This window comes from Agrobacterium sp. CNPSo 3708 (genome assembly GCF_028674915.1).
GTDB lineage: Bacteria > Pseudomonadota > Alphaproteobacteria > Rhizobiales > Rhizobiaceae > Agrobacterium > Agrobacterium cavarae.
This window is the reverse complement of sequence record NZ_JAQZSF010000001.1, coordinates 282055-293627: the sequence shown is the minus strand read 5'-3', so window position 1 is coordinate 293627 and position 11573 is coordinate 282055. Positions and strand designations below refer to the sequence as shown.

At 59.3% G+C, this 11573-nt stretch carries 10 protein-coding genes and 1 tRNA gene; 7 read left to right on the top strand and 4 right to left on the bottom strand.

The window, feature by feature from the left end; genetic code table 11:
• Positions 1-118: 118 nt before the first annotated feature.
• The 6 genes from PVA19_RS01315 to PVA19_RS01290 all read left to right on the top strand — a co-directional run bounded on the left by PVA19_RS01315 (position 119) and on the right by PVA19_RS01290 (position 6558).
• Positions 119-1912, top strand: a complete 1794-nt coding sequence (locus tag PVA19_RS01315; protein ID WP_113259891.1) for an acyl-CoA dehydrogenase C-terminal domain-containing protein — start codon at positions 119-121, stop codon at positions 1910-1912.
• A 69-nt stretch (positions 1913-1981) separates the two neighbouring features.
• On the top strand, positions 1982-3190 hold the full coding sequence (locus tag PVA19_RS01310; protein ID WP_113259892.1) for an acetyl-CoA C-acetyltransferase: 1209 nt from the start codon (positions 1982-1984) through the stop codon (positions 3188-3190).
• Between the two features lie 10 nt (positions 3191-3200).
• The gene (locus tag PVA19_RS01305; RefSeq protein WP_274100921.1) at positions 3201-3413 is read left to right on the top strand and encodes a hypothetical protein; all 213 of its coding nucleotides are present in this window, start codon (positions 3201-3203) and stop codon (positions 3411-3413) included.
• A gap of 34 nt (positions 3414-3447) precedes the next feature.
• A complete protein-coding gene (locus tag PVA19_RS01300; protein WP_274100920.1) occupies positions 3448-5664 on the top strand; it encodes an FAD-dependent oxidoreductase in 2217 nt (738 codons plus the stop codon).
• A 173-nt stretch (positions 5665-5837) separates the two neighbouring features.
• Positions 5838-6245, top strand: coding sequence for a hypothetical protein (locus tag PVA19_RS01295; RefSeq protein ID WP_274100919.1), 408 nt, complete (start codon positions 5838-5840; stop codon positions 6243-6245).
• A 237-nt stretch (positions 6246-6482) separates the two neighbouring features.
• Positions 6483-6558: transfer RNA gene (locus tag PVA19_RS01290), tRNA-Phe, on the top strand.
• Positions 6559-6929: 371 nt separating this feature from the next.
• Here the strand turns inward: PVA19_RS01290 and PVA19_RS01285 are convergent.
• Positions 6930-7403, bottom strand: a complete 474-nt coding sequence (locus tag PVA19_RS01285) for a DUF3597 domain-containing protein (RefSeq protein ID WP_062426994.1) — start codon at positions 7401-7403, stop codon at positions 6930-6932.
• 391 nt (positions 7404-7794) lie between these two features.
• Here PVA19_RS01285 and PVA19_RS01280 point away from each other — a divergent pair, with 391 nt between their 5' ends.
• A complete protein-coding gene (locus tag PVA19_RS01280; RefSeq protein ID WP_274100918.1) occupies positions 7795-8790 on the top strand; it encodes a GGDEF domain-containing protein in 996 nt (331 codons plus the stop codon).
• A gap of 153 nt (positions 8791-8943) precedes the next feature.
• Here PVA19_RS01280 and PVA19_RS01275 read toward each other — a convergent pair whose 3' ends face one another.
• The 3 genes from PVA19_RS01275 to PVA19_RS01265 are packed head-to-tail and all read right to left on the bottom strand — an operon-like array spanning position 8944 to position 11540.
• A complete protein-coding gene (locus PVA19_RS01275) occupies positions 8944-9720 on the bottom strand; it encodes an ABC transporter permease (protein ID WP_062445496.1) in 777 nt (258 codons plus the stop codon).
• Complete coding sequence (locus tag PVA19_RS01270) at positions 9707-10528, bottom strand: ABC transporter ATP-binding protein (RefSeq protein WP_274100917.1); 822 nt, start codon at positions 10526-10528, stop codon at positions 9707-9709. The genes PVA19_RS01275 and PVA19_RS01270 overlap by 14 nt, the downstream gene beginning before the upstream one ends.
• 10 nt (positions 10529-10538) lie before the next feature.
• A complete protein-coding gene (locus tag PVA19_RS01265; RefSeq protein WP_062445494.1) occupies positions 10539-11540 on the bottom strand; it encodes an ABC transporter substrate-binding protein in 1002 nt (333 codons plus the stop codon).
• Positions 11541-11573 lie beyond the last annotated feature (33 nt).

The following is an 11573-nucleotide window of genomic DNA, read 5'->3' as shown; positions in this document are numbered from 1 at the left end:
ATAGTGATGAGGGGAAAATTCTCGCCAAAGACATTTGACGTTTACGCGCACGTCAAATATTGTGAGCTCATCTTGAGGTCGGATAAGGTCCGGCGAACGATGCGGAGGAACATCGGTAATGCCTGTGTACAAGGCCCCTATTAAGGACACTCTTTTCATTCTCAACGACGTTCTGGGTCTGGAGCGCTACAACAACCTGCCCGGTTTCGAAGACGCAACGCCGGATATGATCGAGGCGATTACCGGCGAGGCTGCAAAGCTTGCCGAAGAGCAACTCTTCCCGCTCAATCTTTCCGGCGACCAGCAAGGCTGCAAGCGCGCCGAAGATGGCACGGTCTCCGTGCCGGACGGTTTCAAGCAGGCCTATGACGCTTACTGTGAAGGCGGTTGGAGCGGTCTGGCCGTGCCTGCCGAGTATGGCGGGCAGGGGCTTCCCTACACGCTGCACGCCGCCGTCGGCGAATTCATGTCGTCTGCCAACCTGTCGCTGATGATGTATCCCGGCCTGACGCAGGGCGCGATTGCCGCGATCCTCGTTCACGGCACGGATGAGCAGAAGCAGACCTATCTGCCCAACATGGTGGCCGGCACATGGTCCGGCACCATGAACCTGACCGAGCCGCATTGCGGCACCGATCTCGGCCTGCTGCGCACCAAGGCCGTGCCGCAGGGTGACGGCACCTACAAGATCTCCGGCCAGAAGATCTTTATCTCCGCCGGCGAACATTCCATGACGGACAATATCATCCATCTGGTGCTCGCCCGTATCGAGGGCGCACCGGAAGGCACCAAGGGCATTTCGCTCTTCATCGTGCCGAAGTTCCTGGTCAATGCCGATGGCTCGCTTGGCGAGCGCAATGGCGCGGTCTGTGGCGCGATCGAGCACAAGATGGGCATCCACGGCAACGCCACCTGCGTCATGAACTATGACGACGCGACCGGCTACCTGATCGGCGCAGAGAACAAGGGCCTTTCGGCCATGTTCGTGATGATGAACGAGGCGCGCCTCGGCGTCGGTTTGCAGGGTCTTTCGATCGGCGAGATCGCTTACCAGAACGCTGCAAACTACGCCCGCGATCGTATCCAGGGCCGTTCGCTCTCCGGTGCCAAGCATCCGGACAAGAAGGCGGATCCGATCATCGTTCACCCCGATATCCGTCGTTCGCTGTTGACGATCCGCGCCTACAACGAAGCCGGCCGCGCCTTCCTGCTGTGGACCGCGCTGCAATCGGACATTGCACATCGTTCGACCGACGAGGCGGCACGCCAGGCGGCAGACGACCTGCTCGGCCTCGTCACCCCGATCGTCAAGGGTGTGTTGACCGACAAGGGCTTCGACCACGCAGTTGCCGCTCAACAGGTCTATGGCGGTCACGGCTATATCGAAGAATGGGGCATGAGCCAGTATGTGCGCGATGCCCGCATCACCATGATTTACGAGGGTGCCAACGGCATCCAGGCGCTCGATCTGGTTGGTCGCAAGCTTGGTCTCAATGGTGGCCGCGCCGTTATGGCGCTATTCAAGGAAATCGGCGATTTCTGCGAAGAAAACCGCGCGGACGAAAATCTGGTCGTCTACACCAAGGGCCTGAAGAAGGGCTTGAACGATCTGCAGGCTGCAACCATGTGGTTTATGCAGAATGCCATGGCAAAGCCGGACAATGCCGGTGCCGGCTCCACCGACTATATGCATCTCTTCGGTCTGGTGGTCCTCGGCTACATGCATGCGCGTATGGCGAAGGCGGCCCAGGCTTCGCTGGCCTCCGGTTCTTCCGACGAGGAATTCCTGAAGGCCAAGCTCGTCACGGCCCGCTTCTTCATGGAACGCCTGATGCCGGAAACGGCGCTGCGCAAGACCCGCATCGAAGCTGGCAGCGACACGATGATGGAACTCGCTGCCGAAGCGTTCTGAAACGGATCAGGAGGCCGCATGCGGCCTCCAACAATTTTCAGGCAGTCACCTGCCACAGGGAGATGAGACATGACCGACGTTTTTATTTATGACCACGTCCGCACCCCGCGCGGACGCGGCAAGAAGGATGGCAGCCTGCACGAGGTGCCGTCCGTTCGTCTTGCCGCCAAGACGCTGGAAGCGATCCGCGACCGGAACGGACTCGATACGGCGACCGTCGATGACATCATCATGGGCTGTGTCGATCCGGTCATGGATGCCGGTGCGGTGATCCCGAAGGCGGCTGCCTTCGAGGCGGGATACTCCACCAAGGCGCCGGGCATGCAGATCTCGCGCTTCTGTGCGTCGGGACTCGATGCCGTCAATTTCGCCGCTGGCAAGATTGCGGCAGGATCGGACGAAATCGTCATTGCAGGCGGCGTGGAAAGCATGTCGCGCGTCGGCATGGGCATGTCGGGCGGTGCCTGGTACATGGACCCTTCGGTCAATTTCCCTGCCTATTTCATGCCGCAGGGCGTCTCCGCCGATCTGATTGCCACGAAATACGGCTTCTCGCGCGACGACGTCGATGCCTATGCGGTGGAAAGCCAGAAGCGTGCCGCGCACGCCTGGGAAAACGGCTACTTCAAGAACTCCGTCGTTCCGGTCAAGGATCAGAACGGCATCACCATTCTCGACCGTGACGAGCATATGCGCCCCGGCACGGACATGCAGGCGCTCGCCTCGCTCAACGCGTCCTTCCAGATGCCGGGTGAAATGGGCGGCTTCGAAGCCGTCGGCATCATGGCGCATCCGGAAGTGGAGCGGATCACCTACGTCCACCACGCCGGCAACTCGTCAGGCATCGTCGATGGTGCGGCCGCTGTTCTGGTCGGTTCGAAGGCCGGCGGCGAAAGCATGGGTCTGAAGCCCCGCGCGCGCATCCGGCACTTCGCCAATATCGGGTCCGATCCGGCACTGATGCTGACCGGTCCCGTGGACGTGACGGAAAAGCTTCTGAAAAAGACGGGCATGTCGATTGCCGACATCGACCTCTTCGAACTCAACGAAGCCTTTGCCGCCGTCGTTCTGCGCTACATGCAGGCCTTCGACATCAGCCACGACAAGATGAACGTCAATGGCGGCGCCATCGCCATGGGTCATCCGCTCGGTGCCACGGGCGCCATGATCCTCGGCACGGTTCTCGACGAGCTGGAACGCCGCGATCTCAACACTGCGCTGGTCACGCTCTGCATCGGTGCAGGCATGGGCACCGCGACGGTGATCGAGCGGGTTTGAGTGACTGGCCATGCGGCGGGAGGTTTACGAACGACCCAAGACCGAGGTTGAGCAGCAACAGCTTCTGCACAATCTCGATAAGGACATGGCGCAGGATTACGAGCGATCGACCCGCGTCCTGACCAAGGAAGACATGAAGACCAGTCGTGCCGAAAGCAGAGGTCTGATCGTCTTTCTCGTTCTTGTGTTTGTCTGCTTCGGCCTCGCCGTCTGGCTGTACTGACCGAAAAGAGAATTCAGGGAAGAGGAATCCCACAATGAGCACTTACACCAATTTCAAAATCGAAACCGATGCAGACGGCATTGCCCTCGTGACCTGGGACATGCCGGAAAAATCCATGAATGTTTTCACCGCCGAGGTGATGGAAGAGCTGAACGCCATCGTCGATGCGACGGTTGCGGACGCAGCCGTCAAAGGCGTGGTCTTCACCTCCGGCAAGAGCACCTTCTCTGGCGGCGCCGATCTTTCCATGATCAAGTCGATGTTCTCCTTCTACCACGAAGAGAAGACGAAGAACCCGGATGAAGCAGCCCAGAAGCTTTTCGATCTGGTCGGCAAGATGAATGGTCTCTTCCGCAAGATCGAAACCAATGGCAAGCCCTGGGTGTCCGCCATCAACGGCACCTGCATGGGCGGCGCCTTCGAACTGTCGCTCGCCTGCCATGGCCGCGTGGCTTCGAGCGCAAAGAGCGTCAAAATCGCGCTTCCGGAAGTCAAGGTTGGCATCTTCCCCGGCGCCGGTGGCACGCAGCGCGTTTCGCGTCTGACCGATGCGCAGTCGGCGTTGCAGATGATGACGACCGGCCAGTCTCTGACTGCCCAGCGCGCCAAGGCGATGAACCTCGTGCATCAGGTTGTTGAGCCGGATCAGCTGATTTCGGCTGCCAAACAGATGATCAAGGATGGTCTGAAGCCGGTCGCTCCATGGGACGAACGAGGCTTCAAGGCACCGGGTGGCGGCATCTGGACGCCAGCGGCAGCACAGCTGTGGCCAGCCGCACCGGCGATCCTGCGCCGCGAAAGCGCCGGCAACTATCCGGCCGCGCTCGCCATCCTGAAATGCGTGTATGAAGGCCTGCAATTGCCCTTCGACACCGCACTGAAGGTCGAGCAGCGCTACTTCACCGAGATCCTTCGCTCGAAGGAAGCCTTCGCGATGATCCGCTCGCTGTTCATTTCCATGCAGGAACTGGGCAAGGGCGCACGCCGCCCCGCCGGTCAGCCGAAGAGCGACTTGAAGCATGTCGGTGTTGTCGGTGCCGGCTTCATGGGCGCCTCTATCGCCTATGTCACGGCTGCCGCAGGTCTCGACGTCACGCTGATCGACCGCGACGAGGAAGCCGCGGCCAAGGGCAAGACCACCTGTGAAGGTCTGGTCAAGGGTTCGGTCGACAAGGGCCGGATGACGCCGGAGGAGGGTGCCGCGGTCCTCGCGCGCATCACCCCGACGTCGGATTACAACGCACTGAAGACCGCAAACCTGGTCATCGAGGCCGTCTTCGAAGACCGCGACGTGAAGAAGGCCGTCATCGAACAGGTGGAAGCAGTCCTGCCGGAAGGCGCGATCTTTGCCTCCAATACCTCGACGCTGCCGATCACCGGCCTTGCGAAGAACTCCAAGCGCCCGGTGGATTTCATCGGCATTCACTTCTTCTCGCCCGTCGAGAAGATGATGCTGACCGAAGTGATCCTCGGCAAGGAAACCGGCGACAAGGCGCTCGCCGTCGCACTGGATTACGTCGCCAAGATCAAGAAGACCCCGATTGTCGTCAACGACACGCGCGGCTTCTTCGTCAATCGTTGCGTGCTGCGCTACATGGCGGAAAGCTATGAAATGCTGATCGAAGGCGTGCCGCCGACGATGATCGAAAACGCCGCGAAGTTCGCCGGCATGCCGGTCGGCCCGCTGGCGCTGAACGATGAGGTGGCAATCGATCTGTCCTACAAGATCCTGAAAGCCACGGCTGCGGATCTTGGAGACAAGGCCGTCGATCCGCGCCACATGGAGTTGGTCAAGAAGCTGGTGGAAGACGAAGGCCGTTTCGGCCGCAAGAACTCCAAGGGCTTCTACGACTATCCGCCAAAGCCCGCCAAGAAGTCCCTCTGGCCCGGCCTGAAGGACCTCTACGCGCAGAAGGCGCCGGAAGACGTTGACATGGACGTGCTGAAGCAGCGCTTCCTCGTCACTGTCGCCTTGGAGGCGGCCCGCACCATGGAAGAGGGCATTGTGACCGATCCGCGTGAGGCTGACGTCGGCTCCATCCTCGGCTTCGGCTTCGCGCCCTATACCGGTGGCGCTCTGTCCTACATCGACGGCATGGGTGTTGCGAACTTCGTAGCGCTGGCAGAAAAGCTCGAGGCTGAATACGGCCCGCGCTTTGCCCCGACGCCACTCTTGAAGGATCTGGCTGCCAAGGGTGAGACCTTCTACGGTCGCTTCGACCCCTACGCCAAGGCTGCCAAGGCCGCTTGAGCGAAACAGGTCACAACAACGAAAAGGCGGCCATCCGGTCGCCTTTTTCTTTTGTGCGAGCGCGGCGCGCTTCCTCCAGGCGACACTGCATCCTTTTGCCCCCTCCGGCGTTTGGAGAGGGAGTTCTCCCGAGCATGATCGGGAGCCCAAGGATTTTCCAAAAGGAGATGTGAATGAGAGCGCCCGCACGATCCCACGGTTTCGACAAGCCGGCTGACCTGGAAGACGAACTGGCTCAGCTGGACGAAGAGCGGGCAGACGAAAAGCCGAAAGCGCTCGATCGTCGTCCAGCCCCGCCAAAACCTGGAAGAAAACCTGCGGAAGAAGCATCGCTGCAAGCACAGATCGCAGAACTGCGCCGTGATCTCGACGAGGTCCGTCGTGAGGTCGAGAAGCTGAGCGCATCGCGAAATGTGCCGTCTCGCTCGAGTTCGTATGACACCCCGAACTGGCTCCCGATCGTCCGATCCGTCGCCATCACTTCGCTCGCCAGCCGCATATTCGCCTCGTCGCCGATGATCGCCCTCCTCGTAGCGGCCGTTCCGTTCGCACTTGGCCTCACCGCCGGATCGAAACAATAAGCCTCTTATCAGCGTGCGGAGTGCTGCATTTACGGGGCGGGAGCGAGGAACATCTGGTTCCTCGCTTCCCTCTTTTTGATAGCGTTAAAGGCTTCGAAACCGGCTGAAGAAAAACTGTCAAAAAAGTTCGTCCGGGCGCTTGCCATGTCCGAACAAGATGCTATAACCCCGCTCACTTCCGGGGCGGAACACTCCCCGGCGCTTCAAAAAAGCGAAGGTTCTTCAAGAGCCTGTAGTGCCCGGATAGCTCAGTTGGTAGAGCAGCGGATTGAAAATCCGCGTGTCGGTGGTTCAAATCCGCCTCCGGGCACCATTTAATTTCCCTAACCAATGAAATTGTTTTTGAGACGCGTTCCCTTGGTCAACCCTCGTTGGCTCGTCAGTTTACCAGACAGCAAGCTCGGTGACTGCACTCCGTGAGGCGCCTAGGCCGCAGATCGTACCCAAATCTTGGAAAAGGCGCCTGATTGGCTGAGAATTTCCGAGGTATGTGGGCTCAGAGACTGACAAGCGCGCCAGAGACTGAACGCCACATAAAGGCAACAAAAAAGGCCGGGGCGAATTCGCACCGACCTCTTGTCGCTTGTCATCTGCCGCCAGTACATCCGTGGTCAACGTGCAAGCGGTGGCGCCGCCACGCCACTCGGTGAAGAGAATGCGGGGCGGCGCGTTTGGTTCCAAATTTTAATCGAGTAATTCTGCGGGTACCTTGCCGCCATTTTCTGACAGTTTTTTAAGCAAAGCCTTGTGGAGCCAGTTGTTCATCTCGGCCGAGCCATTGAGTTCGCCGGTATAGCCGAGTTCCTGCGCCAGTTCCTTGCGCTCTGCGAGGCTCGCATCCATGCCGAGCGCCTTCATCAGATCGACGATCGAATGTTTCCAGTCGAGGCGATGTCCGCTGCGCTTGACTGCGGCATCGAGCTGTGACGCGACATCGACCTGCTGGGTGGATGCAGAGGTTGGTGCCGACGGGACGGGTGCCGAGCTGCCGGAGGTGGAGGGAACGGCTTGACCCGTGCCGCCGACGGGCGGTGCGGTGGTTGCGGCGGGCTCAGGGATGGATGAGGGGGCAGGTGTCGGTTCCGTGGCGGACGGGGATGTCTGCTCGGCATGGGCCGAACCGAAGATCGCGTCTTTGATTTTGCCGAAGATGCTCATGATGTTTCCTCCTTGGACTGATTATCGATGTCGGTCCAACGGATCGAAGGCGGATCGCGTTCCGATTGGAGGTGAAAAAGCCAGCCCTACCCAGGGTAGCCATCACCATCGGGACGATTATCTGCTGTGAAAACTGAGGTAGACACTGCGGTAACAGGAGCTGGCCATGCACAAGATCTGAAGAAATGCGGGGCATGTTGGTGCTTCTCCAAGTGTAGCGAAGACGAATATTAATGGCTTTTCAATTGATGTCGGGCATCATCGCTTCCCACACATGGAGGTATTGATGCGGCGGTTGTCGTCGGGCGCGATTTTAAACTTTGCGCCATTACGCTGGATTGCATCTATTGATCCGACATTGCCTCATGAGGTGCGAAAGCGTCTCGGAGACATGTTCTTCAGCTCCACCAAGCCGTTTTTTCTTGGAGCGGCCAACTCCACCGCGGTTCTCAGTGTAGCCTTCTACAGGATCGGTGATCCTGTGTTTCTGGTCCTCATAGCGTTGGAAGTGATGCTCCTCGTCGCCAGACTGGCGGCTATTCGAACGGCGGAGCGGAGCAAGGCTCCCTTCTTTGTGGTCGGGCTGACATGGGCCTTGACGCAGGCTTTCACGATCTCGCTCGTTGTGCTGTCGCGCGACATTTCAATGACAATCATCGTGCTGGCCTCAAGTCTCGCTGCCATCGGCAGCATCATCGGCCGCAACTTCGCCGCACCGCGCTACGCCATGACGCAGGTCCTGCTCCTCGACTTGAGCTTCAAGGCGAGTTTCAGCTTTCTTTATCCCGAGTTTCTGCCGCTCATCCTCTGTCAGACCGTGCTGTTCTTTCTGATGAACCTGACGATGATTGAGCAGCAGCGGAGCGTCACCGTGCGTGCGATCATCGCAGAAATCGAAAGCCGGGCGCAATCCTTTCGCGATCCTCTCACGGGGCTCCTCAATCGCCGCGGCATGGAACGCGCATTCGAGAGCCTGACCGTGGATGGCGCTCGACCCTCGCTTCTTTTTCTCGATCTCGACAACTTCAAGCAGGTGAACGATGGGCACGGACATCGTGTGGGCGATCTGCTGTTGGAAGAGGTTGGACGACGCCTGACATCGACGATCGGTCCTGATGCGGTGGCCTGTCGTCTGGGTGGAGACGAGTTTCTTATTCTCTGCAAGGAGAGGAGCGTTCAGGGCATCGAGAATCTCGGCACTAGGCTGATTGCGTCGCTTTCTGCTCCTTACGACATCGGCTCGATGGGGACGGCCCATGTGGGCGCCAGCATTGGCGCAGCGCTTGGCGGCAAAGATACAGATATGACCGGAATGATGGTGCTTGCCGACAAGGCACTCTATGGCGCAAAGGGGCGTGGCAAGGGCCAGTGCGTGCTGGCGACGTGAGTTTCTATACGCGCGTACAGCATTAGACTGAGGAACTTTGGCCTGTGGAGCGGATCAAAACTTCGCCGCGTGCCGTCGATGCGCTCTTAGTGTTAATGCAAAAAGGGCGGCCAATCGACCGCCCCTTCCAATTCTGTCGCAGCATATGCCGTCTCAGGCAGGCCGCTCTTCACCGGCATTTGGACGCCAGGTAATCAGCTTTTTCTCGGCGACATCGAGGATGAGGTCGATGATGAGAACGAAGATGGCCAGGATGATGATGCCTGCGAAGACGCCGACAGCATCGAAGTTGCCTTCGGAGCGGGCAATCAGATAGCCAAGGCCAGCGGATGCGCCGAGATACTCACCAATGATGGCGCCGACGACCGCAAAGCCGACGGAGGTGCGCAGGGAAGACAGGATCCAGCTTGCTGCGGCCGGGAAGTAGACATGGCGCAGAAGATCGGAGCGCTTGGCGCCGAGGATGCGAGTGTTCGACAGAACGACCGGGTTGACTTCGCGAACGCCCTGCATGGCGTTGAAGAAGGTCACGAAGAACACCAGCGTTACCGCCAGCGCAACCTTGGACCACAGGCCGAGACCGAGCCAGAGAACGAAGATCGGTGCCAGAACGACGCGCGGAATGGCGTTGACAGCCTTGATGAACGGGTCGAGGACGCGCGCCACGAAGGGGCTGAGACCGAGCCAGACGCCAGCGCCGACGCCGAGACCCGTACCGATCAGATAGCCGAGAACCGTTTCGCTGAGCGTGATGCCGACGTGCTTGTAGAAGCCCGCGTCGCCCACCCAGTCGATCACCTGTTTGACGATATCGAAGGGGGCGGGGAAGAAGAAGCGGTCGATGGCGCCGGTCGATACGCCAAGCTGCCATCCACCGAGAATGACGACCAGAAGTACGACCTGGATGAGGCGAATGTTAATGGCGTGCATAGCTTTTCTCCACTTCGCCGCGCAGGGATGCCCAGATGTCGCGGTACAGAGTCATGAATTTCGGGTCGAGCTTGATTTCGGCGACATTGCGCGGACGCTCGAGATCGACAGGGAAGCTTTCGATCACGCGGCTTTTCGGGCCAGCGGCCAGAACGACGACGCGGTCGCCAAGCGCAATGGCTTCTTCCAGATCATGCGTGATCATCACGACCGCGCGGCGATCTTCCTGCCATAGGCGCAGAAGCTCGTTCTGCATCAAATGGCGGGTGTGGATGTCGAGCGCCGAAAAGGGCTCGTCCATCAAGATGACCTTCGGCTCGGTAATCAGGGCCTGGGCCATCTGCACGCGCTTGCGCTGGCCGCCGGACAGCATGTGCGGGAAGCGGCTCTCGAAGCCTTTGAGTCCGACTTTTTCAAGCCAGGCCATGACCTTCACCCGGCGTTCCGCTTCCGGCACGCCGCGGAACATCAAGCCCAGCTCGACATTCTGATAGGCCGTCTTCCAGGGAAGCAGGGCATCCTGCTGGAAGAGATAACCGATATTGTTCTGCACGCCGTTGACGGGCGAACCATCGATGCTGACGGAGCCCTTGGCGGGTTTCAACAGGCCGGCGATTGCATTTAGGATGGTGGATTTGCCACAGCCCGTCGGGCCGACGATGGAAAGGAATTCTCCATCGCCAACTGCGAGGTTGACATCCTGAACGGCGGTGAAAGAACCAAATGCCATCGTCACATTATCGATGGCGACCATCGATTTTGGTTCTGACTGTGCCACCGGCGTGAGCTTTCTGACTGGTGAAGACATGGACGGACCCTCAGTTTGCGGGTTTCGAAGCGGCGGCTTCGACGAATTTGTTGGTGTAGGTGGTGTTGAGATCGATCGTCGCCTTGGCCACAGCCTCGTTGAAGCTTTTCAGCACGGCGAGCGGCGTCTCGAGATCTTTCGGCTCGAACTTGCCGTCTTCGGAGAAGATGGCTTTCGCCGCTTCGACAGCCTTGATGTAGGTCGCCTTGTCGCCAGAGACGAAATCGTCCGGCAGCTTTTCAACGATCTCTTCAGCCGAATGCGCCTTCATCCAGTGCAGCGCCCGCACCGTGGCGTTGGTCACCTTCTGGATCACTTCCGGATTGGCATCGATATAATCCTGGGTCGCATAGAGGACGGAGGTGGGGTAGATGCCGCCATAGACATCCTTGGCACCTTGATCGCTGCGCGCATCAATCAGGATCTTGCCGAGACCGCGTTCGACGACGATGGTTGCGGCCGGGTCGTAATTGACGAGCAGGTCGATCTTGCCCTGCTGAAGAGCGGCGACGGCGGCAGCACCGGAACCGACGCCGATGATCGAGATATCGTTGTCGCTGAGATTATGTTCCTTCATGTAGTAACGGATGAAGAAGTCTGACGACGAACCCGGTGAGGTGATGCCAACCTTCTTGCCCTTGATCGTCTCAGGCTTGGCCGGATCGAAGTCGGTGTCGTTCTTGCCGGCGAGAACCAGGCCGGAGTTGCGGGCCAGCATCACGAAGCCGACGACATGCTTGTTCTGCGACTGCATCTGGATCGTGTGGTCGTAAAAGCCGACCGCGACATCCGTGGAGCCCGCCACCAGCGCCTGAAGCACCTTGGAACCGCCCTGAGCGAAGTTCTCGGTGGTCACGTCCAGACCCTCGTCCTTGTAATAGCCGAGGCTCGCGGCAACGGGGAAAGGCAGGTTGTTGAGGTTATAGGAACCAACGCTCATTCTGACGGATTCGGCATTGGCGGTGGCTGCGAAGGCGCAGAGCGCTGCAGTGGCTAGCAGGAATTTACGCATGTGGGTCTCCTCCCGGTTTTCTCTATGCTGTTG